This is a genomic window from Marinobacterium sp. BA1 (genome assembly GCF_041155135.1).
Lineage (GTDB): Bacteria > Pseudomonadota > Gammaproteobacteria > Pseudomonadales > Balneatricaceae > Marinobacterium > Marinobacterium iners.
On record NZ_BAAFHC010000001.1, the window covers coordinates 1,678,588 to 1,702,829 of the forward strand.

The following is a 24,242-nucleotide window of genomic DNA, read 5'->3' on the forward strand; positions in this document are numbered from 1 at the left end:
GATTCTCCTGTTCACACAATCGGTTGATGCACGGTGACCAGCTTGGTGCCGTCGGGAAAGGTCGCTTCCACCTGTACCTCGTCAATCATCTCCGGCACGCCCTCCATCACCTGGTCGGCGCTGAGCAGGGTCTTGCCGTAGCCCATCAGCTCCGCCACGGTACGGCCATCACGGGCGCCCTCCATGATTTCCATGGAGATGTAGGCCACCGCTTCCGGGTAGTTCAGCTTCAGGCCACGGTTCAGGCGACGCTCCGCCAGTAACGCTGCCGTGAATATCAGCAGCTTGTCTTTCTCTCTTGGCAGCAGTTCCATCGGTTTCTCCTCCAGCCCACCTGCTGTGGGTCTGTTCAATTCAGGTCGCCCAGATGCGTGGGGCGCAGGCCTCGCGGCCGATAAGATCTGGCCGAATCAGGCCCCAGCACTGTTCCAGACACAGCCGGGTGCGCTCCGAGCAACATCCCAATGTTCGGATCAGCAGAAACTCGCCACTGAGGCTCACGCCAGCCAGCAGCTCGTCTCGTTCGCAACACGCTCGCAGCGGCTCCAGCAGTGGCTCAGCCTGTTCCGGCGTAAACGGCCCCGCTACCAGCAGCCCGTTCACCGGCTGTCCCTGCAAGCCCGCCTTTCCCATCAGCAACGCCGGGCTCCGCCCATCGATCATCAGCTGTTCGCGCAGCAGGATGCGGCCTTCTCGGCGAATCTGCAGCCGTTGCTGTAGCTCACCGCGGCCAAAGCCCTCGCCCTGTGCCGGCAGCCCCAGACTGGTCACCTCCCAGCCGATAAAGCGGGCATTTGTGGCCAGCTCTACATCCACTTCCAGCCGGGTGCGAGCGTCCGGGTAAAGAATGGTCTCCAGCGGCAGCCACTCAAGGCTGCAGCCCTCGCCCACCTCCAGCCGCACGCGCTGGTGTTGCAGGGTACGGTCAGGACGGGCGCGGTAAACGCGACCGGCTCCGGGGGTTGTGATCAGCGCCGCCGTGTTCGGCTCCAGACGCGCTTCAATCTCCAGCAGGTCGCCAGAGACCATTCCGCCCGGAGGGTGCAGCAGGTAGAGGTGCGCCAGATCAGGACCTTCCGGGTAGAAGGGCTTCTGCAGATGCAACGGGCCGAAGCGCTCGGCACTGGCGACACGGCTGCCACGGGGAGTGCGCTTGATGCCCAGCGACAGACGGGCATGCCAGCGCGAGGGCACTGTGGTGCCGTTATCCGAGCCTGGTCGTGGCATCAGCGGCATGTTCATCCTGCACTCCTCAGACCGCCAGATACTGACGAATCAGCTCATCATTGAGGTTATCCATGCGATCCGCCGCCACAATCCGCCCCTTTTCCATCAGGCGGAACTCCTTGCCGACACGTCGCGCAAAGCCGAGCTTCTGCTCCACCAGAATCACGGTCAGCCCCTCCTCCTCGTTGAGCTTGAGGATGACGTCGCCAATCTGCTTGACGATGTTGGGCTGGATGCCCTCGTTGGGCTCATCCAGAATCAGCACCTTGGGATCGAGCACCAGCGCACGCCCGATGGCCAGCTGCTGTTGCTGACCGCCGGACAGATCTCCGCCGCGGCGATGCATCATCTCACCCAGTACCGGGAACAGCTCAAAGATCTTGTCAGGAATATCCTTCGCCTTGTCCTTGCGAATCGGCAGACCAATACGCAGATTTTCCTCCACCGTCAGCAGCGGAAAGATGTCACGCCCCTGAGGCACGTAGCCAATACCGGCACGGGCACGATATTCGGCTGGACGCGTGTGCAGCGCCTGCCCTTCCATCAGGATCTCGCCGCTCTGAATCGGCAGCAGCCCCATCAGGCACTTGAGCAGGGTGGTCTTGCCGACCCCATTGCGGCCCATGATGCAGGTACAGGACCCCTGCTCTATTTCCAGATCCAGATCCCAGAGGATCTGGGTACCGCCATAGAGCTGGTTTACATTGCGGATGGAGATCATGCGTCCTCTCCCAAATACACTTCGATGACGTCACGGTTGTTCTGCACCTGCTCCATGGTGCCCTCGGCCAATACCGTGCCTTGATGGAGTACAGTGACGGTACGGGCGATACTGCGCACGAATTCCATGTCGTGCTCCACCACCACAACGGTGTGCTCGCCTGCCAGCGAGGTCAGAAGCTCAGCGGTTTTTTCGGTTTCTTCCGCCGTCATGCCGGCCACTGGCTCGTCAATCAGCAGCAGGCGCGGCTCGGCCACCAGCAGCATGCCGATCTCCAGCCACTGCTTCTGACCGTGTGACAGTGCACCGGCTCGCATGAAGCGCTGATCCTTGAGGCCGATGGTCTCCAGTACCCTGTCGATCAGCTCCAGCTCGCGTGGGGCCAGGCGCGCCATCAGCGTTTGCCAGATCCCCTTGGCCGTCTTCAGTGACATCTCCAGGTTGTCGAACACCGTATGCGCCTCGAATACCGTCGGCTTCTGGAACTTGCGACCGATGCCCAGCTGGGCAATTTCCGGCTCGGATTTCTCCAGCAGGTTGATGGTCTGGCCGAAGTAGACACTGCCCTGGTCGCAGCGCGTTTTGCCGGTGATGACGTCCATCAGGGTGGTCTTGCCGGCCCCGTTGGCACCGATCAGGCAACGCAGCTCGCCATCATTGATATACAGGTTGAGATCATTCAAAGCCTTGAAGCCATCAAAGCTGACACTTAACCCTTCCACGTACAGCAGCACCTGATGCGATACATCGACCGGAGCTGCCGGCGGGATCAGAAAGGGCCAGACGCGATCGGGGCGCATCAGTTCGCGCGCGTTGTCCAGTGCGGTCATGAGTGCACCTCCTGTTTCACTGCCTTGCCGGCCTTGTTGTTACGACGCGCTGCCAACTGTCCTCGCAGCCCGACCAGTCCCTTGGGCAGATAGAGCGTTACCAGAACGAAGAGCGCCCCCAGTGCAAACAGCCAGCCTTCCGGCATGATGGCGGTAAAGCGGGTCTTGGCGTAGTTGACCAGCAGTGCACCGATAACCGCGCCATACAGCGTGCCGCGTCCACCCACCGCAACCCAGACCACCACTTCGATGGAGTTGAGCGGCGAGAACTCGCCCGGGTTGATGATGCCGACCTGAGGTACATAGAGCGCACCCGCCATGGCCGCAATCAAAGCGGAAAAGACGAACAGCCATACCTTGTAGCGGTCGGTGCGGTAACCCAGGAAACGGGCCCGGGCCTCGCCGTCACGGATCGCCACGATCACCTTGCCCATGCGGGACTTGAGAATCAGATGGCTGATGACATACACCGCACAGAGCACCAGCGCCGTGGTGACAAACAGGGCCACGCGGGTGGTATCGGACTGCAGATCGAACCCAAGAATCTCCTTGAAGTCGGTCAGGCCGTTGTTGCCGCCAAATCCCATCTCGTTGCGGAAGAAGGCGAGCATCAGCGCATAGGTCAGCGCCTGAGTCATGATCGACAGGTAGACACCGGTCACACGGGAGCGGAATGCCAGCCAGCCGAACACGAACGCCAGCAGCCCCGGCACGGCCAGCACCATCAGCATCGCAAACCAGAACTGGTCCATGCCCATCCAGTACCAGGGCAGGCTGTCCCAGTTGAGGAACACCATGAAGTCCGGCAGATCCGGGTTGCCGTACACGCCCCGATCACCGATCTGGCGCATCAGGTACATGCCCATGCCGTAGCCGCCAAGTGCGAAGAACGCCCCGTGGCCCAGACTGAGGATGCCGCAGTACCCCCAGATCACGTCCACCGCCAGCGCCAGCATCGCATAGGAGAGATACTTGCCCAGCAGGGTGATGGTGTAGGTGCTGACGTGCAGCGGCGAGCTTTCCGGCAGCATCAGGTTGGCCATTGACGCCAGCGTGGTGACACCAAGCAACACGATCACGAATGGCAGTACCCGGTTACCGGGGGTACGACCGGCGGCAAATAGCTGAGTCAGCCAGTTCATTCAGCCGCCCTCCCTTTCTGCGGGAAGAGTCCCTTGGGACGCTTCTGGATAAACAGGATGATGAAGACCAGCACCAGAATGCTCGCGAGGACGGCACCGGTAACCGGCTCCAGGAACTTGTTGGCAATACCCAGCGAAAACGCCGCAACGAGCGTGCCCCACAGATTGCCCACGCCACCAAACACCACCACCATGAAGGAGTCGATGATGTAGGACTGGCCCAGATTTGGCCCCACGTTGGTCAGCTGGCTCAGCGCCACCCCGGCGATGCCGGCGATACCGGAGCCCAGGCCGAAGGTCAGCGCATCAACGCGACCGGTGGGAATCCCCATGGATTTGGCCATGTTGCGATTCTGTGAAACGGCCCGCACGTTAAGCCCCAGCGAGCTTTTCTTCAGCAACATCATCAGCGCAAAGAACACCAGCAGTGCGAAGGCGAGGATATAAAGACGGTTCAGCGTCAGCGACAGGACCGGGTTGATCTCCCAGGAGCCGCTCATCCATTCGGGCGATGCTACCTGACGGTTCAGTGGCGAAAACACCGTCCGGACCAGCTGCTGCAGGATCAGACTGACCCCGAAGGTTGCCAGCAGGGTTTCCAGCGGGCGGCCATGCAGATGACGGATTACCAGACGTTCCAGCAGTACACCGGCCATGCCGGACACAACGAAAGCGGCCGGAATGGCAACCCAGAGCGAATATTCGATATGGTTCGGCATCAACAGCTGTACCACGTAAGTGGTGTAGGCCCCCAGCATGATCATCTCGCCGTGAGCCATGTTGATCACGCCCATCACGCCAAAGGTAATCGCCAGACCAATCGCCGCCAGCAACAACACGGAGCCGAGGCTCAGGCCGAAAAACAGCTGGTCGATGAAAGCGTAGAACTCAACCTTCTGCTCGATTCCAACTAATGCCTTCTGCGCGGCCTGCTGTACCTGAGGTGAAGGGTCGTTGTCGGCAATGCGGTTCAGCGCGTTGCGCACATCACCTTCAAGGCTGCCCTCCAGCTGGCCGATCGCTTCAATGCGGTCCGACGCTTCTGCAGCGGTGTTGAGGCGGTTCAGGGCCAGCGCCATGTCCATCACCTCACGGACGTTTGCGGCGCTTTCATTCAGGCGCGCCTCACGAATGACACTGAGGGTATTCGCATCCAGGTCAGACAACAGTGCACGCACGGCGCTTTCACGCACCGATGCACTGGCGGAGCCCAACTGAAGGCGTGCGATAGCATCACGCAGATGGCCTCGCAGACGGTTGTTGACGCGAATTTTCTTGATCTCACGACTGGACAGCGGTTCGATTTCCACACCGCTGAGCATGTCGATGAAGGTATCCTTGCCGGCCGATTCGGTGACGGCAATCACCTGGCGGCTGGACTTGATGAAATACAGATCCCCCTCCAGCAGATGGAGAAACAGCGGTTGCACCGCCTCCCCCCCTTCGGCTTCCAGGGTTTCGAGCACCGGTATCGTCTGGCTCAGGGACGCCTCGGTCAGCGCCTCCAGATGCGGAGCCAGCGCGGGTGGCAAAGGTTTTTCGGCGGCCGTTGCCGACAACGACAGCAGCAGGCCGAAGCAGTAACAGCAGATCGCCAGTAATCGTTTCACGGGGTCACTCCAGAAGTTGTGCAGGCGGCCCCGTCAGACGGGGCCGCTGAGAGTCGATGGATCAGTTGGCCTGACCACCACAGGACTGGGTTTCCACGTTGTAGTTGCCGCATGTGATCGGCGCGGTCCAATCAGCAATCAGATTTTTGGAGCCCGGCAGGAAGTCGGACCAGGCATCACCCGCCACGACACCTTCGGTCTCCCAGACCACCTCGAACTGACCGTCGTCCTGAATTTCACCGATCAGCACCGGCTTGCTCAGATGGTGGTTCTTGTTCATCACGGCAACGCCGCCAGTCAGGTTGGGTACTTCCTGGCCGATCATCGCCTGCTCGACCGCGTCCACATCGGTGGTCCCGGCAGCCGTTACTGCCTGCGCCCACATGTTGAAGCCGATATAGGTAGCCTCCATCGGGTCGTTGGTCACACGCGAGTCATCACCGGTAAACGCGTGCCATTTCTGGATAAATTCGCTGTTGAGGTCAGTATCCACGCTCTGGAAGTAGTTCCAGGCGGCCATGTGGCCGACCAGCGGGCCGGTGTCGATACCGGACAGCTCTTCTTCACCCACGGAGAAGGCCACCACCGGGATATCCTCTGAAGAGACGCCCTGGTTGCCCAGCTCCTTGTAGAACGGCACGTTGGCATCGCCGTTGATGGTGGACACCACCGCGGTCTTCTTGCCGGCACCGCCAAACTTCTTGATATCGGAGACAATCGACTGCCAGTCGGAGTGACCGAAGGGGGTGTAGTTGATCATGATGTCCTCTTCCGCCACGCCCTTGGACTTGAGGTAGGCTTCGAGGATCTTGTTGGTGGTGCGCGGATACACGTAGTCGGTACCGGCCAGCACCCAGCGCTCAGCACCCAGCTCGTTCATCAGGTAATCCACCGCCGGGATCGCCTGCTGGTTGGGAGCAGCCCCCGTGTAAAAGACATTTTTGGAGGACTCTTCGCCCTCATACTGCACCGGATAGAACATCAGGCCGTTCAGTTCTTCCAGTACCGGCAGGACCGACTTGCGGGATACCGAGGTCCAGCAGCCGAAGATGACATCGACCTCTTCCTGGGTCAGCAGCTCACGCGCTTTTTCGGCGAACAACGGCCAGTTCGAGGCCGGGTCTACCACAACCGGCTCAAGCTGTTTGCCCAGCAGTCCGCCCTTCTTGTTCTGTTCCTCGATCATCATCAATACGGTGTCTTTCAGCGTGGTTTCGCTGATCGCCATGGTGCCGGACAGTGAGTGCAGCACACCCACCTTGATGGTATCCGCCGCCAGAACATTGAAGGACAGAGAAGAAACGCCAATCGTCAGAGCAACGCCGGCAGCCAGTGATTTGATCTTCATTGCAGTACCCCCTTTGGTTCCGCATCCGTGCAGTGCGGGCGAAACCTTCGTTATCGGTCAGGCCTCGACGAGGCCGGGAAAACAACTCAGTGCCTGACCGATTATTCCCAAGGGGGGCAAGAGGGGGTATGCGCGCAATGACGCAGAGGGGTACGTCAAATGACGTAGTGGACGGGGGACAGGACTTGCAGGGGGTCGCAACAGCGCAGGCAGGGGCCCTGTATACCCTGCTTATGGACCAGCGCTATAATCTCGGCCTCACTCGATATCACCCACCGGTTGAAGCCTGAACTTCGGATATACTGCTGTGCGCCCACGCCGTCATACAGAAAAAAGCCCTGCCCAACCTGATCGCAAAGGCCTGCACCCGCGAAATCTGCACAGGTACGGCTATGATTTTCCTGCACTGCTCAACAGCTACCCTCCGCTGGCCCAATATGTCAGCAAGAATGCGTACGGCAACCTGTCTATCGACTTCGCCGACCCGCTGGCGGTAAAAGCCCTGAATGCCGCGCTGTTAAAGCAGCATTACAGCATTGTTGACTGGGATATTCCTGAAGGCGCGCTGTGCCCGCCCATTCCCGGACGAGCCGACTACATCCATTACATTGCAGACCTGCTTGGCCTTGGCGCGCCTGATGCCAATCAAGCGGATGCCTCGCCCAGCGTCACCTTGCTGGACATCGGCACAGGCGCCAATGGCATCTACCCGCTACTCGCCTGCCAGCTATACGGCTGGCAATGCGTGGGTTCTGATATCAATCCACAATCACTGGATAACGTCGCCGCGATTATCGCCAAGAATCCCGGTCTGCAAGAGCGCTTCACCCTGCGTACGCAACACGACAAGAATCACATCTTTGAGGGGGTTATTCAGGCCGGCGAGTTTTTTGATGTGAGCGTGTGCAACCCGCCCTTCCATGCCTCCCAGGAAGAAGCACTCAAAGGTACCCGCCGTAAACTCAACAACCTGGCACGTAACCGCGGTGATAAAACGGCCACGTCGGCCAGGCTGAACTTCGGCGGCCAGGCAGCGGAACTCTGGTGCAAGGGCGGCGAACAGGCTTTCCTTAAGAAGATGATTAAAGAAAGCCAAGCTTTTTCTACACAGTGCCGCTGGTTCACCAGCCTGGTATCGAAAGCCGAAAACCTGAAGCCTGCCACCAAACTGATCCGCAAACTTGGCGCCGTTGAAGTGCGAGAAATCGAGATGAAACAGGGTAATAAAATCACCCGCATACTGGCATGGACGTTTATATAACTGATCCTGTACGTGCCGCCATCCCGTTAAATTTCACCAGAGATCGCCAAAGCGATCGCGATGACACAGGTACAGGCGCAGCTCGAATTCCAGCTGGTGGTAATCCGGCTCCATGTGACAACAGAGCTTGTAGAACGCTTTGTCGTGCTCCTTCTCGCGCAGGTGTGCCAGCTCGTGCACCAGAATCATGCGCAGGAACGGCTCCGGCACCTTGCGAAACAGCGAAGAGATCCGAATCTCGTTTTTCGATTTCAGCTTCTTGCCCTGCACCCGCGACGCATAGGTATGCAGACCCAAGGCATTGTTGATGATGTGTATCTTGTCATCGTAGACCACCTTGCTGATCGGCGACGAGCTGCGCATATACTGGTTTTTGATCCCCTGCGCATAGTCATACAGGGCCCTTTCGGACGCCAGTTCATGCGCTTGAGGGTACTTCTTCAATAGCCAGGCGCCGGACTTTTCGTTATCCAGCAACGCCTGTGCCTGCTGCTGAACCTGCTGACTGTAGCCACTGAGGTAATTGAACGCTTTGGGCTTGCTCATGGGCCTGTCACTCACCCCAGTTCTGAATCGTTTGCCAGCTTGTCGGCCACACTCTGAATTTTATCCTGAATGCTTTGTTCCCGGTCGATTCGGGTCCCCAGACGCATGGACGAGCTGATACGCGGCGCCCCCATCTCATGGACAACTTCGTGACAGCGCTTCACCGCTGCCATGACGTCATCCCAGTCCCCTTCTATGTTGGTACCGTAGGCATGCAACTGGTGTTCAAGACCGGCATCTTCCAGCACCCGCTGGCAGGCCGTAACATACTCGGATACCGAAACACCTACCCCGATCGGAATAACACAGAGATCAATCATGACTTTCATAGGCACTCCTGCTTGGCCGTGTTGGCAAGATTACAGGCTGCCTATGTTACCTCCGTGTCGGGCAAAAGGTGAAAGGCAGCGGCCGGGATATGCTGGTTTGCGCAATTTGCAGGCATTCGCAGGAATCAGCTGATCGATCCGTGCACCACTTGGCCTGTGGACAAGCTGATCTGAGTTTCTGTGATTTCATACAGTGTATTGAAGGCCACGTGCCGGTGTTGCCTGCTTTGTCACTTAGCGATGCTCATTTGTCACTGGCAACAGGCGGGAAAATCGTTCAGTATCAGGTAACTATGGTCTGGCCGTTGCAGGATAACACGCACGGCAAAGCTGCAAAACGCGCATGCTCGTTTTCACCGGAAGAGAATGACTGTGGTATCTCGATTTCTTCTTTCTCTTCAGGTGCTTACGACAACGTTCCTAGTCTTCGACTGAGATTAAATATGCGCATGCACAGTATTATAATTTTATGAGTCACCCAAGGATTTAGGGATTGCCAAGTTTTATGAAAAAGCATAAGCAAATTAAACGAAATCATCATTATGTTTGGAGTTTTTATCTAAAGAGTTGGGCGACAGATAACAATATATTCTATATATCAAAAAAAGGTAAAATTGCTTGTGATAGCGTCAAAGGGCTTGCAAGAGAAACTGACTTCTACAAGATAAGCAAGCTAAATCATATGGATATAGAGTTTATAAAGAAAATTTCGGCGAGCTCGCCGCAGTTTCTTCAAGAAATTCATATGTCACACCTAGATGATTTTATAAAACTATCAAATGTATCGAGTTTCATTTCTAGGGTAAAACATGTTCCAGAGGAGATTTTGTCTGTTCAGAAGGCAATAGAACACAATAGCTTGGAGAATCTGCATTCTTTTATTGAAGACACCGCGGTCGAAGTAATCTCAAATTTGGCACAAGGCAATTCCGAATGTCTAATGTCAAAAGATAACATGATTGCGTTTTGTTCATATGTCGGTCATCAAATGTCGAGAACAAAATCTTTTAAAGAAAAGTCGATGAGGGCCATTAAATCGAATCCAGATATTGGAGTCGAATACAAAGAGCTCTTAGAGCTCCTTGAAAAAAATTGGTGGTTTTTAAGCTTCATGTTTGGCATAAGTATTGGGTGTAGTTTGTACGAGTCAAAAGATAGGGATAATCATATATTCATTACCAATGATACTGGCCACCCATTTTTAACCAGTGATAATCCTATCATTAATGTGCATTCATCTTTGGCTTCGATTAAAGAAAGACAGGCACCGGAAAGTGCTGATTTTTATATCCCTTTATCACCTAAATACGCCTATATGATTAATAAATCGGAAGATTATAATCACTTAGCTTACTCAATTGGACTTGAAGATGTAAAAATATTCAACGAAAAAATAGTTGATAAATCGTATCGCACTGTATTTGGAAGCTCTGAAGCGGCGTTAAAAACTCATAACAAACGCGTCAATTAGGACGCTAGCAAGCTCGCGCCTATTACGCGGGCGTTATACTTCAAGAAAGTGTGTGCCATGGAATACGAAGGCTATTTAACAAAAGAAGAAGTATTGGAGAGAATTGAAAATGCATTTCCGTTCGTGGAAAGGCCATCGGAAGATGACCTTTATGTATATGACGAGTCCGATAGAATGCGGAAAATCATAAGTTCTGGTATATCTAAATTTCGAGAGCCAGAACTTCCTTATGAAGGCGTAATGGTTTTGTACGATGAATTTTCTACTATAAGCCAGAAAGCCGTCATTTGGCTGCTTCCGTCAATGCTAAGAATTATAATAAAAGAACGAGATCTGTCTGAAAATCTTCATTGGTTTCTGCCGTCATACTTTGAACACTTGGATTTAAATAGCCCTGATTCAGCATATAATTTTTCCTGGCTATCTCGGCAGCAGTTGTCTGCATTAAATTGCCTATTTGAGTACATGTCCGAAAAATACGATGGGTCAACTGGCTATGCACAAGAGAAATTACGAGAGATTGAGCAAAAGATATAACAAGTAGCTGTGGTGTCTAGTTAAATATTTAAGCCATATTTTCGCCCCATCGTGTCTCATTCTTGAGCATGGTGTTGAGCACCACGATCAGCTTGCGCATGCAGGCGATGATGGCCACTTTAGGCAGTTTGCCCTGGGCTTTCAGATGCTCGTAGAAGCGTTTGAACACAGGGTTGCATTGGATCGATGACAGCATCGCCATGAACATGACCGTGCGGATACGGTGACGGCCTCTGCGGATGCGCCGTTTGCCATTCCAGGAGCCACTTTCGCGGTTCATGGGTGCGACACCGACGAGTGCAGCTATCTCTTTGCGGTTGAGCTTGCCGAGTTCAGGCAGTTCGCTGAGCAAAGTGTAGGCGAGCACTTTACCGACGCCCGGCACACTGGTCAGGATCTCGGTTTGGGTGCGCCAATGCTTGACCTGCATAACGGCTTCATCGATCAGTTTGGTGATAGCCTTGATCTGCGTTTCCAGCGAGCGCAGCAATGTTTTGATAGAACGGTGCAGGGCTTTGGGTAAGATCTGGAGGCGGTTTTTCTCCATGGTCTGCATTTCGAGCAACTGAGTACGCCGAACAAGTAAGTCCTTGATCAAACGAGACTGTTTGTCCGCGATAGGTTTGATTTTAGGCTGGATAGTTGCTGCATAATGGGCGATGAGATTAGCATCGACCTTATCTGTTTTGGCAAGTATGCCGATGACCTGGGCGTAGCGTCTGACACTGATAGGGTTGACGACAACAATGGGAAGATTGGCCTGGTCACAGGCGAACACGAAGGCGTGCTCATAGCGCCCTGTGGCTTCGGCCACAATGCGTTTGATGTTGCGCTTTTTCAGTACGTGAATGACTTTGAGAATGCTTTCCTCGTCGTTTGGAATTTGGAAATGGAGGTCCAGCGGATGCAGGACGATATCGAGTTTGGATTTGCCGACATCAACGCCGACGTTGATTTCAATTTGGCTTTCTGTGTGTATGGTCATAAGCTAACTCTGCCTTGCTATGCGGGCTCGGGGCCTGTGATGCCCTTTGGGTGCCGATGACTGTTCGAGTTATCGCTAACGAGTCATGCAGCGCTACACACTTGTTATCGGTCTCTCGAAAGAGGAGCCGGCGCTACACCGAGCTGCTGCATGAAGGCCCTCAATGGCCGTTGAAGGTGGGTCCCAATTTACCCGGAAAACGCAAAGAATTATCCATACAAGGTGCTGTAGTCGCTGCGCTGGGACCTCCGTTACGCTGCGCTTCACTACGGCCCCTAAGCACGGCGTTATGTGTCCTAGTGAGCTACGAGTCTCGGAACAATAAATGATGCCTGCGAAGAAAACAGAAGTGAGGAAAGCGGCCGGAAAGCTAGTTTCAGCGATTCAGAAAGAATGGGGCGATGAACTAGGTGATCCTGGCGCAGTGCTAAGTGAAACTGTAATGCACAATTGCCACGCCCTCCTTCACGCGAATACAGCTGAAGAATTGCAAAAAATATTAAATGGTCGCAGTGTCGAGGAATTTCTCGGTATACATTGGGTAAAAGCTCACCCCACGGTAAAGCCTTTTATCCGTAAACTGGAGTCGGCGTGTGAGTAAAACACATAACAAATTTCAGCACGCAAAGCGCCGCTGCGCGGCTCGGACCTCCTTACGCTGCGCCTCAGTCGGCCCGTGTGCAAGGCGTTAGGTTTACGATGCGGCTACCTACGTTTACAGAGTCTCTATTCGGAGCTTCCCTCTTCTTTCTTTGTTGCTACTTGGCTGCCTTTAACTATGAACTCCTTGGCAGAGATAAAGTTTGCAGCATTGATCTTCTAACAACGAACGAAGGGGCATGCTTGGTAAACCCAGGGGTTACTTCTGAGTTCAGGCTGATCGTAAATTTCGGAGGTGATATTGATACTGTTACCACCAAAGTACCGGTGTCGATACATATCACTTCAGAAACTTACGAATACTCCAAAACCAATATAATTCAAAAATCTGCAATTACTGGTGCGGGTAGGAGGTACTATCAGACCTTAAACTACGGCGACTTCAAAATATCAAAGAACGAAGAAACAGAAATTCTTCTGAAGGCAGGAGCAGGTGTTGAGAATCTACGCTTATTCAAAGCCCAAATAGTACCAAGCCTTAGCAACATCTATATTTATACATTCGCCATGCTGTTCTTGTTATTCTTATTTCTTTCAATTTTTTTACGCAAGAAAATATTTTTACAAAGATACGGAAAACCAATTCCATATATTCTTTACTTTTTCGTAGCACTTATAGCGTTAACATGGAATATTTAAAACCTAACAAAGCCGTCAACGTTCAGCCCAGCTTTTCTGGGCTTGGACCTTCGCTACTACGCAGCTTCGGCCCGTTACGGCGACGTGATCAAGTCCTCCACATGAGACAATGCTGACTGCACATGATCGAGGACGCATAGGCACGTCTCGAAGCTGTTATCGAACCTCATTATCCCAAGCCCGGCAATGGCCGCCGGCCGTGCCCCTTGTCCACCATGCTGCAGATTCATTGTATGCAGCAATGGTACAATCTCAGTGATCCGGCCATGGAGGATGCACTGTATGAAATTGCTTCCAGGCGCCTGTTTGCTCGGTTGTCACTGGATAAAGCAATTCCTGATCACACCACCATCCTGAACTTCCGCCATCTTTTGGAACGCCACGGGCTAGCTCGGCAGGTTTTTGAAGAGATGAACCAATGGCTGTCTAAAGGCCAGTCTTCGTGCGAAAAATGAGGAAGCTAAACGTGAAGGCTGAAAGTTGTCTGATATGCGATGGTGACTTTGAATGAGAGAAAATGCCATTGAAGGAATACCATTATGACTCAGTCTATAAAATCAAACTCCGTTCGGCAGGCTAGACTCAGCTGGCAGTGTCAGTGAGAACACAGTGGCTGGTGGTTCTGTTTCGCGGTGGTAATTCAGCTTTCCGTTATGCAGTTGCATGATTTCATGAACAAAACTCAGCCCCAGCCCACTGCCCTTGCTGCCATCTGTCCGGGGCAGACAGAAAAAGCGCTGGGTCAGTTTTTCTTCGGCAAAAGGCGGCACCCCGGGCCCGGAATCTTGTACGCTGATGTAAACAGAAGCATCGTTTTGTATGGCACCGATCAGTACAACTGACTCCGGCGGTGAGAACTCTATGGCGTTCCGGATCAGGTTGCTCAGTGCATCCTGCAACAGGGTATTGTCGCCGGTGATGGACAAGGAAGGGGCACAGCTGTATTCAAGGCTGACTCTGTGCCGGCTGGCGTAGTCTTCAAGGCTCCGGCAGACTGCTGTGATCAGCTCTTTCAGTACAACTCTGTCGTGTCGTTCCAGGCTGCTCTGATATTCAATGGCGGCCAGTTTCAGCAAGCGCTCGATCAGCTCCTGCATCCTTGAACCTTGCTCAATAATATTATTGAGAAACTGATTGCGCCGTGCATCGGACATCGGTTCCTGTAACAGCTCTGCGGCACCACGGATACCGGCGATCGGGGCTTTCAGTTCGTGCGTCAGGCTCTGCACATAATCTGCCACATAGGATTTGCCATCCAGTGCGGCTTTCATGCTTTCAAGCGCTTTACCCACACGCCCAACTTCATTATGACCAAGCGCAGGCAGCACGGGGCGTTCGCCTCTGGAAACCCCTCTGGCATACTGTTCAAGGCGGAGCAAAGGCCGTGTAATCCAGAGGGTGATCACAAGACCGGTCAACAGCGTTGCCAGTGCAGCGACCAGTGAAATCCAGAGCAGGTTGGTGCTCAGGTGGCTGATAAAGCGGTTAATGTTGCGGGTGGGCTTTCCGGTGGACACCACACCGATAATATCACCGCGATACAGCACCGGGCTTGCGGCATAGAGCCGTTCGGTATCACTACGGCCGGTTACATCGTCGCTGCTGCGGGCACCATAATGACCGCGCAGAGTCAGATAGACATCGCGCCACTGGGAATAATCGCGGCCGGTATCGGTGTAATGGGAATCAAAAATCACGGTGCCTTTGGCATCGGTGATATACATTCTCAGATCAACTTCGGTTTTAAGCAGATCATAAATCTGTGCGTTTAGCGGCCTGCCGGCCAGCCCTGCAAAGAGCCGTTCAGCCAGATGTGTGTCGATCACGGTGCCACCGCTTTCGCTGAAGCTGACGCCTTCATTCGCGATCAAAGTAGCCATCATTTCTGATATATCGACCAGAATCTCTTCCTGAGCTTCTTTATAACGGGGCTCCAGCTCATCGAGTACCCAGTAAACCACACTGCCAAGGCCTGTCAGCACTGAAAACAGAAACACCAGAATCAGGCGTGATCTCAGGCTCATGCGTCCGCCTCAAAGCTGTAGCCAAGGCCACGGCGGGTTTTGAGCGGGTCGCAGTTTGCGCTGATGTCGCGGATTTTGCGCCGGAGGGTTTTGATGTGTGTATCGACAGTGCGGTCAAAGCTGCGTTCAGGCTCTTCCCACACCTGTTGCATCAACTGTTCACGGGAATAGATTCTACCGGGATTGCTCATCAGTAACAGTAGCAGGCGGTATTCATAGCGGCTCAGATCCAGCAAGATACCATTCAGCATGATTCTGGCGCCATCTGCATCGTGACTGAAGCCGGCAGAGCTGATATTCGCAGCTTCCTGAGGCTGACGCAGGCGAGCACGGATACGGGCCGTGAGTACCCGGGGGCTGAAGGGTTTGGTGATGTAATCATCAGCGCCCAGTTCAAGGCCCAGCACCTGGTCGATCTCTTCATGGCGAGAGGTCAGAAACACCACCGGCACAGAGGATGCCTGCCTGATGACCCGGCAGACATCAAATCCGCTCATATCGGGAAGGCCGATATCCAGCAGAACCAGCTCTATATTACCCTCGCGGAGTGCATCCAGAGCCTGCTGCCCGGTGGTGACCCAGATATTAACCATCCGTTCGGTTTCCAGAGCATAGCGTATGGTGTCAGCAATAGAGGGTTCATCCTCAACAATCAGTACCGCCATGGTGTTCCCTCTGTTAAAACGCCGGTCCATAAGTGGTGCAGAGGCCCACATTATCTTTGGCAGATCAGCTAGTGTAAAGCCGCTTACATTACCACTAGGGTGTGTGCCACCTGTGCCTGGGTGTAACCTGGCGTTCTTATTTCACAGAAAAACAGGACTCCACACTCACTTCACATTTTCCTCAAACAGAAAGCAGATACTCCCCCTCATATTAATGAGGAATAGAGCAATGCATACATTTTCACACAAGGGCATTCGCCCACTGATTCTGGCCTGTCTGATGATGGGGTGTGCACAGAATGCGGTAGCTGATGCGGTTACCCACGGTACCCTGGTATCCCGTGATGAGCAGGGGCAAAAACAGGATATGCCGCTGGTCAGCACCCGTGTGGCCATGGAGATTACAGGTTCTGTACTGCGCGCTCAGGTGACCCAGGTATTCCATAACCCCACAGATAACTGGGCAGAGGCACTGTATCTGTTCCCTCTGCCCGGTGAGGCAGCCGTTGATCACCTGAAAATGCAGATAGGAGACCGCATTATCGAGGGTGATATTCAGGAAAAAGAGCAGGCCCGGGCAACCTACGAGCAGGCAAAATCTCAGGGACAGAACGCCGCGCTCACCGAGCAGGACCGCCCCAACCTGTTTCACACATCCGTTGCCAATATTCCGCCGGGTGGCGAGGTCACCATCAGTATTGAGTACCAGCAGACACTGGTCTGGAAAGATGGCCGGTTCAGCGCCGGTTTCCCGCTAGCAATCACCCCACGTTATAACCCGGTACAGCCCGCAGAAGTGCGCCGCGTGGTTGAGGGACAGGCAACCCTGAGCAGCGGCTGGCAGATACTGCCGGGTGAACGTAAAACCGTGATGGCCACAAGCGGCGATGACGACAACGCCGTCAGCCCTACTCCGGGGCCGGTTGAGATCAGCCTTAGTCTGCAACCTGGATTCAGACTCAGCTCTTTGGACAGCCCTTCACATCAGATCAGTCAGCAACAGACAGAAGATGGCCGCTACCTCATCAGCCTGCTGGCGGATGAGCCGGATGACTACCGTGATTTTGTTTTGAACTGGACACCGGTGGAAAGCTCCGAACCTTCGGCGGCGTTTTTCTCAGAGCAGCATGGGGATGAACACTATGGTCTGCTGATGCTTATGCCGCCTCAGGATCTGCACACAGCACGCTACAGCCGGGAAGTGGTCTTTGTGATTGATACGTCAGGTTCCATGGCCGGTACCTCAATTGAAGCCGCGCGCAGAGCGCTGCAGGCCGGTATAGACGGGCTGGCATCTGATGACACGTTTAACGTGATTCAGTTTAACTCTTCAACCGATACGCTCTTTAACCAGCCGGTTATAGCCGATATCCGGCGCCGTCAGCAGGCCGCCAGCTATATCAACTCACTGCAGGCAGGCGGTGGTACCGAAATGGCACCTGCACTGACTGCTGCACTGTCAGGCATACGCAGCAATGATGACACCCCCAGATTGCGCCAGATCGTGTTTATCACCGATGGCAGTGTGTCCAACGAACAGCAACTGTTTGATCTGATCCGCAGCCGTCTCGATAACACCCGCCTGTTCACCGTGGGTATTGGCAGCGCACCCAACAGTTACTTTATGGAAGAAGCCGCAGTAGCCGGACGGGGCACCTTTACGTATATTGCGTCTCCGTCTGAATCTGAAAGCAGCATGCAAATGCTCTTCAGCAAGCTGGAAAAACCGGCCATGACCGATATCAGGATCGAAGGCGATGGGATTAAAGACCTGATGCCATCGGTAATTCCTGACCTTTACTCCGGTGAGCCGCTGGCTGTGTCGATGAAACTGGCAAACGGCACAGGCGAAGTTCGTATCAGTGGCCGTACCGGTGATGCCGCCTGGCAGGAAACACTGACACTGGCACCGGCGGATAATACCCGGGGGATCATGACAGACTGGGCTCAGCGTGCGGTGCAGGACTGGCGCCGTGGCTATCTCAGAGGTGTCAGCGAAGAACAGATCCGTTCTGAAATCATTGCGCTGGGTCTTAAATATCACCTGGTTACGCCATACACCAGCCTGGTTGCCGTTGATAAAACACCTGTCCGTCCTGAACAGGAAGAGAGCGAAACTCTGGTGGTGCCTGCAGCCAAACCCCACGGCCTTGATCTGGGGATGGCCCAGGGCGCTACCGGGTATCAGCTGCCCCTCGCCGGAGGACTTGCCGCCCTGCTGGCAGCACTTTCCGTCATGATTGTGGAGCGGCGCAGAAAGTCCGGTTCAAGGTGGTGCGCATGACCCTCAGCATCCGTAACCTCATACTGGCAGCCCTTGTGGCTGCTGGTCTGATCCTCACCTCAACAGCCCTGTGGATTCCTGTCAAAGCCCGGCTGGCGCAATGGCTGCTGGCCGATGCCTGGGCCGAAAGTCTGGACAGCGGTACAGCAGTAAAACCCTGGCCCTGGGCCGACCACTGGCCGGTTGCGCGTCTGAGCGTGCCTGATATGGACATTGATCAGATTGTACTGGCCGGAGACAGTGGCAGCTCGCTGGCTTTTGGCCCCGGTGAAAATATGCAGGCACATGCGATGACCCATGCCGCACGGATTATCAGCGGACACAGAGATACCCACTTCAGCTTCCTGCGGAATATACAACCAGGCCAGACGCTGATGCTCAGCGACCATAACGGAAATGTGACATACCAGGTTGATCAGATTCAGGTGGTGGATTCGGCCGTTACCCGGCTGACGCCCACTGCCTTTCCAGATGGACTGATACTGGTGACCTGTTATCCTTTTGATGCGCTCACCGCAGGGGGAACTCAGCGGCTGGTTGTAATGGCCTCTGCTGTTGAGCCTGAGAGGCCCCTGCATACTGAGTAAAAGCATAATGTTCATCATATTGATCAGTGCTCAATACCTTCTGTGTGAAGCTGACTAGGAGGCCTAAGATCGATTTGATGTGGAATGCTTTTGGTATGCGCCAATCACCAAATTTTGATGATGAGGGAAATTGGGCGCCTCGGGACTGAATGTTAACAAGTCGCAGCAGTACGCGGCCGATAGTCGCCGGACGTCCTTTCCATGGTTACTTCGTAGCCCTTCCAAGGTCACCGTTGTGCTCAGCGTTAATGATAATACTGAACGGCTTGTATACTAGGTTAGGTTAACAACCCAGCTAACATTTGCTTCGGGCCACCTCTTGTAATCCCGGCTATGGGGCGGTCCAGCGCACAGAGAGGAACTTCACGAGAGACATCCAATCGTTTCGAGCGCCGAGCACCTGTGGAAAAGTCAACCTGGCTTTTTGTGATTTTATACAGTGTATTGATGGCAACATGCTTTCCGCGCTCACTTTGTCGCGTACCGGTGCTCATTTGCGACTGGTAACAGGCTGAAAAATCATTCACTATCAGAGGACTATGGACTGGCCGTTGCAGGATACTGCGCACGGCAAAGCTGCAAAATGCGCAAGCTCGTTTTCACCGGAAGAGAATGACTGTGGTATCTCGACTTATCCTTTCTCTTCATATGCTTACAACAACTCTCCAGTCTGCGACTGAGAGCAAATATGCGCATGCGTAGTATTAATAATGTTAGGCAATCATAAGTATGGAAACATGGGTGCAAGTAGTTGAGTTGGTAGTCTGGCCATTCACGATAGTCGTGGTGGTTGGCTTGCTGCGTGCACCTTTGTCAAAACTGGTGCCAACGCTTAAGAGGCTTAAATACAAAGATTTGGAGCTTGAGTTCGAACGGGAAGCGAGCAAGATTCTTGCTGAGGTAGAACGCGATCTGCCAGAGCCTAAACGCTCAGATAATGTGGAAGAACGCGGTCCTGACACTCCGAGATTTAGTCGCATAGCGACTGTGCCTACGGACTTAGTTATGTGCTCGTGGAGCGAGCTTGAGAGCGTTATCCGTGATCTCGTTGGTATAAGTGCATACGAGGAGACAAGTGTGCGCTCGTTGGTGGATCTTCTTGCCAAATCTGGAAGAGTCAGCGACGAAACAATCAGAGCAATTTTAGACTTGGCAGCTTTACGTAATCGTGTTGCTCATGCGGAGTCAGAAGTAATTTCAGCCGGTATGGCTCATTCGTATGCCAATTCAGTACGGAGAGTCAAAGCGGGACTGGGCGGCATCGATGCCTAACCAATACAATCACGGCGACGGTTACTGCATTGCGGCTGCGCCTCCATTCCGTAACCGCGCGTGTTGTCGGCGTTAGGCATTTCCGTAAGCTGGAGAAATCCGTGAACCCAATCTACGACACTAATAATATTTTCGCGAAGATCATTGCTGGAGAGGCCCCCTGTGTAAAGGTCTATGAGGATGATTTAACGCTCGCATTCATGGATATAATGCCGCAGAAGGATGGTCACGTATTAGTAGTACCCAAGGAACAAGCGGTCACAATTTACGATCTGTCTGCAGAAGCTGCTCAAGCATGCATGCTAACCGTTCAGAAAATAGGTAAAGCTCTCGAGCGCGCTATGGGGGTGACTGGGTCAACCATATTCCAGCACAATGGCTCTTCTGCCGGTCAAACTGTGGGGCATTTTCATTTTCATGTTTTTCCAGGTCCTTTGTTGGTGATAAAAGACCATGGCGTGCAGTTTGAAGAGGTTGGGAAGCTTGAAGAAATAGCTGCGTTAATCATTGCACAATTAGAAAGTCCACATGCATAAAAAATGCAGGCACGGCGACGCCCACTGCATTGCGCCTCCGGCTCCATTTCGTGGGCACGCGTGCTGCAAGCGTTATGACTTCAGGGAGGGGGCGTGGGTACTTTAGTAACCGTAGCAAGATTTTCTTTCCCGCATGAGGCCAATATAGCTAAAGGGCTATTAGAAAGTGAGGGAATTCCTTCATTCGTAGCGGATGAACATACCGTCAATATGCAGTGGCTTTACTCTAATGCAATGGGTGGTGTAAGGCTTCAAGTACCATGTGAATTTTCAGTGAGTGCGCTCGATATTCTGAAAGAGGATTTTTCTGATAGCGTCAACTCTGAGTTTGATATGCCTATTGAAAAATGTCCTCAATGTGAATCTTTGGATGTCGAGAATTATACAAAAGGTAAAAGAAGTGCATTTTTAGTTTTCATATTTTTAGGCTTTCCATTATTCTTCTATAAACATGGCTTAAGATGTAAGAAATGTGGATATTTCTGGAAAACATAACAAAACGTTGAAAACGTTGAAAAACGTTCGTTTCACTCACTGGGACCTACTAGTAAAAAATCACTGTAAGAATTAAATCAGATAGTAGTTTATAATTTTCCAGAGAAGTTATTTGCTATTTATTCTGAGGCCAATGGAACAACGCGCCGGCTTTTTTTAAATGTTAGCTTTTCAGAAGGATTAGAGAGAGATGTATGTCATTGTGCTATTTCTCATGTCCCTAGGAATGGGGGCTGACGAAATTATCATGAATGCAAAGGGTGAAGTGGTCTCTGATTTAACCCAGACACTTTGGGCATTTATGTTCTTTATACTATCCACAATGTGGTCTGCTCAAGATTCAAAAGCCCGCAATATTCACCGACCATTTGACTTTGGGTTTCTTATTTACATTCTATGGCCTATTTCTTTCCCAGCATATCTAATTGCAACACGAGGTGTGGAAGGCATTATTACGTTTCTTGGATTCCTGGCGATTTGGTGTGGGCCGTGGCTTTTAGGACTTGTGTCTTACGTTTATATATATTCAGGCTAAAGCTAACAAAGAATTTCATTCGCACACAAGTGAGCTGGGACCTTCGTCTCTATGCGGATCCAATCTAACCGATGATTTTGGTTTAGGTCCTCTATGGCTGTTCATTGTTCTCCCGGGAAGCATAATTGTAGGGGCTATTAGTTCATGGGTAACATTGATAGCCTTAAAAGAAGAGAGCGGTAGTGACAATGAAAACACATAACCAGGCGTTCAAAATCGTTCGCCTCGCTCACAGGGAAGGAGCCCATGAATCAGAATCTTGCAGATGAACTGGTCACGATGATGACGGAAGACCAGCGATTATTGCAGCAACTTTTTGATTCCGGAGAGCTGCCATCTGAGTCTTATCATCCCCGGATGAAAGCTCTACATGAGCACAACGCTTCTCGCCTCAAGGAGATTATCGGTGCTCATGGTTGGCCCAGCATTTCGTTGGTTGGTGAGGATGCTGCCAAGGCTGCTTGGCTTGTCGCTCAGCATTCCGTTTCAGATATCGAGTTCATGGCGGAATGTGTTTCCCTGCTGGAAAATGCCATTGTGAGAGAAGATGTGGCAGGCTGGCAATTGGCGTTCCTTCAGGACCGAGTACGGACGCTATCCGGCGAGCCCCAATATTACGGCACCCAGTTTGATATTGATGAAGATGGGTGGCCAACACCGTTTCCCATTGAGGATTCTGCTACGGTTAATGAGCGCCGTGCTCGCCTTGGGCTTAATTCCCTGGAGGAGCGCTTGGAGCAAATGACCGAGCAGGAGCGGAAGCGTCGTGCCAATACCCAGCACACCCGTTAACCAAACGCACTCTCGAACGTCCTGGTCTCCGCTTCGCTGCGCCAAGAAGACCGGTGCGCTCTGCGTTAGGAAATAAATATGTCAGATAACTTTATTTTAGACAATATAGATAAGCCCCAATCCTTAGAAGAAGCCTATAGAAACTCACCTGAGCTATTTGAGGCTGACCTAAAAAAGGCTTTATTGGTTGAAGAAAACTCTGAAACCTTGAATGTTTGGCATGCTCGATTAAGCTACTTGCCCAAAATTGCAGCACCCAAAATATCCACCTTCCACCTAGTTATAATATGCTCTATTGCAGGTTTTTTTGTAAAAATACCATCGATATTCGACGTTCATGATGATTGGTACTACTCTAGGTTTGCTCCAATAATAACCATTTCGGCAATAATTTCTTATTTTATAATCTCAACTTGCAAGAAAAAATTTGCATGGTTTATAGTTTTGGCATTAGCTGCTTGCATTTCATACCTATTGGTTCTCCCCGATAACTCTCGATCAGCCTCTATAACAATGGCACTGATTCATCTGCCATTATTTACATTGAGCCTTTTAGCAGTTAGCTTCATGTCTGATCAATGGCTTAATGTTGATTCAAGGATAAATTTTATCCGGTATCTTGGCGAAATGGGTATATATTCTGTACTTATACTGCTGGGTGGCATGATTCTGACAGCGCTTACTCTAGGCCTTTTTAGCCTTATAGATCTGCCTATTGATAGGTGGTATATGGAGTACGTTGTTGTAATTGGACTTGTTTCTTCACCAGTAGTCGCAACGTATTTATTCGATTCGGTTCAAAATCGTCAAAGTAAATTTGCTCCAATATTATCTAACGTATTTTCACCACTTTTCCTTATTACCATTTTGGCCTACTTGATCGCGACAGTTTATCAGGGTAAGAGTCCTTATACTGACAGGGATTTTCTTATTACTTTCAATGGGCTTTTGATTGTAATATTGGCATTAACTATTTTTTCAATATCTGGAAAAAGAAGAGCATCTGCAGTAGAGGCTCCAGACTATATAAATATTTGTTTGATTGGGTCAACATTGATAGTAAACTTAGTCGCACTATCTGCAATTTTGTTTCGTTGGGCAGAGTACGGTGTCACTTTAAACCGGATAGTAGTATCTGGCGCAAACATCCTTATTTTTGTTCATTTGGTTTTATTGTTATCTGGGTATATTGGTCACATAAAAGACGGAAAAGGGCTCTCAAATCTTGAGTCTATCATCGCGAGATATATGCCCATATATGCAGTATGGTCGCTCATCGTCTCTTTTGTTTTACCGTTGGTATTTCAGTTTGAATAATATGCCTGACAAATACATCAGAAATCGCCGGCAGACTCCATCGGAGTAAAGGCTGGGTGACCGCTTTAGGTCGTCTGCTGCACTGAGCGAAAGCCTGCCTTTATTGGTACAATAGCGCCGATTTTTGACCTGATCAGCGAGACACGATATGGCGACCGCAGCCGCACTGCACATACTGGTAAAAACCGAGAAAGAGGCGCTGGATATTCTTGACCAGTTGAAACGGGGCAAGAAGTTCGATGCGCTGGCCAAGCGCTATTCCATCTGCCCGTCCGGCAAGCGCGGCGGCGATCTGGGTGAGTTTCATCGCGGCGACATGGTGAAAGCATTCGATGACGTGGTATTCAAGCGCCCCTTGCTCAAGGTACACGGGCCGATCAAGACCCGCTTCGGCTACCATTTGATCAAGACGCTGTACCGTAACTGATC

General features: G+C 52.3%; 26 protein-coding genes and 1 pseudogene. 15 read left to right on the forward strand and 12 right to left on the reverse strand.

Annotation, left to right across the window (positions count from 1 at the left end):
- Nucleotides 1-11: 11 nt before the first annotated feature.
- From ureA to urtA, 7 genes are all read right to left on the reverse strand, one after another.
- Nucleotides 12-314: an urease subunit gamma gene (gene ureA, locus ACAM29_RS08135; protein WP_206840752.1), complete on the reverse strand. Its 303-nt coding sequence runs from the start codon at nt 312-314 to the stop codon at nt 12-14.
- 40 nt (nt 315-354) lie between these two features.
- The gene (locus tag ACAM29_RS08140; protein ID WP_369623821.1) at nt 355-1,242 is read right to left on the reverse strand and encodes an urease accessory protein UreD; all 888 of its coding nucleotides are present in this window, start codon (nt 1,240-1,242) and stop codon (nt 355-357) included.
- A 10-nt stretch (nt 1,243-1,252) separates the two neighbouring features.
- A complete protein-coding gene (gene urtE / locus ACAM29_RS08145) occupies nt 1,253-1,948 on the reverse strand; it encodes an urea ABC transporter ATP-binding subunit UrtE (protein ID WP_354409223.1) in 696 nt (231 codons plus the stop codon).
- Nucleotides 1,945-2,778, reverse strand: a complete 834-nt coding sequence (gene urtD / locus ACAM29_RS08150; protein WP_369623822.1) for an urea ABC transporter ATP-binding protein UrtD — start codon at nt 2,776-2,778, stop codon at nt 1,945-1,947. The genes urtE and urtD overlap by 4 nt, the downstream gene beginning before the upstream one ends.
- Complete coding sequence (urtC, locus tag ACAM29_RS08155) at nt 2,775-3,920, reverse strand: urea ABC transporter permease subunit UrtC (RefSeq protein WP_369623823.1); 1,146 nt, start codon at nt 3,918-3,920, stop codon at nt 2,775-2,777. The genes urtD and urtC overlap by 4 nt, the downstream gene beginning before the upstream one ends.
- On the reverse strand, nt 3,917-5,530 hold the full coding sequence (urtB, locus tag ACAM29_RS08160) for an urea ABC transporter permease subunit UrtB (RefSeq protein ID WP_369623824.1): 1,614 nt from the start codon (nt 5,528-5,530) through the stop codon (nt 3,917-3,919). The genes urtC and urtB overlap by 4 nt, the downstream gene beginning before the upstream one ends.
- A gap of 61 nt (nt 5,531-5,591) precedes the next feature.
- Nucleotides 5,592-6,878 carry an urea ABC transporter substrate-binding protein gene (gene urtA, locus ACAM29_RS08165; protein WP_091827043.1) on the reverse strand — a complete coding sequence of 429 codons (1,287 nt, stop codon included), beginning with the start codon at nt 6,876-6,878 and terminating at the stop codon, nt 5,592-5,594.
- A 307-nt stretch (nt 6,879-7,185) separates the two neighbouring features.
- Between urtA and rlmF the strand changes: the two genes are divergently transcribed.
- Nucleotides 7,186-8,139, forward strand: coding sequence for a 23S rRNA (adenine(1618)-N(6))-methyltransferase RlmF (gene rlmF, locus ACAM29_RS08170; RefSeq protein WP_369623825.1), 954 nt, complete (start codon nt 7,186-7,188; stop codon nt 8,137-8,139).
- 33 nt (nt 8,140-8,172) lie between these two features.
- On the opposite strand, the gene ACAM29_RS08175 is transcribed toward rlmF, so the two are convergent.
- Both ACAM29_RS08175 and ACAM29_RS08180 read right to left on the reverse strand, forming a co-directional pair.
- On the reverse strand, nt 8,173-8,685 hold the full coding sequence (locus tag ACAM29_RS08175; protein ID WP_091827041.1) for a M48 family metallopeptidase: 513 nt from the start codon (nt 8,683-8,685) through the stop codon (nt 8,173-8,175).
- A gap of 11 nt (nt 8,686-8,696) precedes the next feature.
- A complete protein-coding gene (locus ACAM29_RS08180; RefSeq protein WP_091827040.1) occupies nt 8,697-9,014 on the reverse strand; it encodes an MTH1187 family thiamine-binding protein in 318 nt (105 codons plus the stop codon).
- A gap of 505 nt (nt 9,015-9,519) precedes the next feature.
- On the opposite strand from ACAM29_RS08180, the gene ACAM29_RS08185 reads away from it, so the two are divergent.
- Both ACAM29_RS08185 and ACAM29_RS08190 read left to right on the forward strand, forming a co-directional pair.
- Nucleotides 9,520-10,485: a DUF4238 domain-containing protein gene (locus tag ACAM29_RS08185; protein ID WP_091827360.1), complete on the forward strand. Its 966-nt coding sequence runs from the start codon at nt 9,520-9,522 to the stop codon at nt 10,483-10,485.
- Nucleotides 10,486-10,542: 57 nt separating this feature from the next.
- Nucleotides 10,543-11,022: a hypothetical protein gene (locus ACAM29_RS08190; protein WP_091827361.1), complete on the forward strand. Its 480-nt coding sequence runs from the start codon at nt 10,543-10,545 to the stop codon at nt 11,020-11,022.
- A gap of 28 nt (nt 11,023-11,050) precedes the next feature.
- Here the strand turns inward: ACAM29_RS08190 and ACAM29_RS08195 are convergent, their stop codons facing one another.
- Entirely contained in the window at nt 11,051-12,001 is a 951-nt protein-coding gene (locus ACAM29_RS08195) for an IS110 family transposase (RefSeq protein ID WP_369625128.1), read from the reverse strand.
- 331 nt (nt 12,002-12,332) lie between these two features.
- Here ACAM29_RS08195 and ACAM29_RS08200 point away from each other — a divergent pair, with 331 nt between their 5' ends.
- The 3 genes and pseudogenes from ACAM29_RS08200 to ACAM29_RS08210 form a co-directional block, all read left to right on the forward strand.
- Complete coding sequence (locus tag ACAM29_RS08200; RefSeq protein ID WP_369623826.1) at nt 12,333-12,608, forward strand: hypothetical protein; 276 nt, start codon at nt 12,333-12,335, stop codon at nt 12,606-12,608.
- Between the two features lie 161 nt (nt 12,609-12,769).
- Entirely contained in the window at nt 12,770-13,306 is a 537-nt protein-coding gene (locus ACAM29_RS08205; protein WP_217633024.1) for a hypothetical protein, read from the forward strand.
- Between the two features lie 143 nt (nt 13,307-13,449).
- Nucleotides 13,450-13,737 (forward strand): annotated as a pseudogene (locus tag ACAM29_RS08210) (transposase); the annotation flags it as partial.
- 126 nt (nt 13,738-13,863) lie between these two features.
- Here ACAM29_RS08210 and creC read toward each other — a convergent pair.
- On the reverse strand, nt 13,864-15,330 hold the full coding sequence (gene creC / locus ACAM29_RS08215) for a two-component system sensor histidine kinase CreC (protein WP_369623827.1): 1,467 nt from the start codon (nt 15,328-15,330) through the stop codon (nt 13,864-13,866).
- Nucleotides 15,327-15,995 carry a two-component system response regulator CreB gene (creB, locus tag ACAM29_RS08220; RefSeq protein ID WP_369623828.1) on the reverse strand — a complete coding sequence of 223 codons (669 nt, stop codon included), beginning with the start codon at nt 15,993-15,995 and terminating at the stop codon, nt 15,327-15,329. The genes creC and creB overlap by 4 nt, the downstream gene beginning before the upstream one ends.
- 229 nt (nt 15,996-16,224) lie before the next feature.
- Here creB and ACAM29_RS08225 point away from each other — a divergent pair, with 229 nt between their 5' ends.
- The 9 genes from ACAM29_RS08225 to ppiC all read left to right on the forward strand — a co-directional run bounded on the left by ACAM29_RS08225 (nt 16,225) and on the right by ppiC (nt 24,240).
- On the forward strand, nt 16,225-18,279 hold the full coding sequence (locus tag ACAM29_RS08225; RefSeq protein WP_369623829.1) for a marine proteobacterial sortase target protein: 2,055 nt from the start codon (nt 16,225-16,227) through the stop codon (nt 18,277-18,279).
- Entirely contained in the window at nt 18,276-18,866 is a 591-nt protein-coding gene (locus tag ACAM29_RS08230; RefSeq protein ID WP_369623830.1) for a class GN sortase, read from the forward strand. Before ACAM29_RS08225 ends, ACAM29_RS08230 begins: the two co-directional genes overlap by 4 nt.
- 729 nt (nt 18,867-19,595) lie before the next feature.
- A complete protein-coding gene (locus ACAM29_RS08235; RefSeq protein ID WP_139253929.1) occupies nt 19,596-20,138 on the forward strand; it encodes a hypothetical protein in 543 nt (180 codons plus the stop codon).
- Between the two features lie 101 nt (nt 20,139-20,239).
- The gene (locus ACAM29_RS08240) at nt 20,240-20,674 is read left to right on the forward strand and encodes an HIT family protein (protein ID WP_369623831.1); all 435 of its coding nucleotides are present in this window, start codon (nt 20,240-20,242) and stop codon (nt 20,672-20,674) included.
- 93 nt (nt 20,675-20,767) lie between these two features.
- Nucleotides 20,768-21,169: a DUF2007 domain-containing protein gene (locus tag ACAM29_RS08245; protein WP_091827374.1), complete on the forward strand. Its 402-nt coding sequence runs from the start codon at nt 20,768-20,770 to the stop codon at nt 21,167-21,169.
- A 190-nt stretch (nt 21,170-21,359) separates the two neighbouring features.
- Nucleotides 21,360-21,704 carry a hypothetical protein gene (locus tag ACAM29_RS08250; RefSeq protein WP_369623832.1) on the forward strand — a complete coding sequence of 115 codons (345 nt, stop codon included), beginning with the start codon at nt 21,360-21,362 and terminating at the stop codon, nt 21,702-21,704.
- 246 nt (nt 21,705-21,950) lie between these two features.
- Nucleotides 21,951-22,496 (forward strand): DUF6624 domain-containing protein, encoded by a 546-nt coding sequence (locus tag ACAM29_RS08255; RefSeq protein WP_091827376.1) that lies wholly within the window; start codon nt 21,951-21,953, stop codon nt 22,494-22,496.
- A 78-nt stretch (nt 22,497-22,574) separates the two neighbouring features.
- Nucleotides 22,575-23,813 (forward strand): hypothetical protein, encoded by a 1,239-nt coding sequence (locus ACAM29_RS08260; protein WP_369623833.1) that lies wholly within the window; start codon nt 22,575-22,577, stop codon nt 23,811-23,813.
- 148 nt (nt 23,814-23,961) lie between these two features.
- Entirely contained in the window at nt 23,962-24,240 is a 279-nt protein-coding gene (gene ppiC / locus ACAM29_RS08265) for a peptidylprolyl isomerase PpiC (protein ID WP_091827380.1), read from the forward strand.
- Nucleotides 24,241-24,242 lie beyond the last annotated feature (2 nt).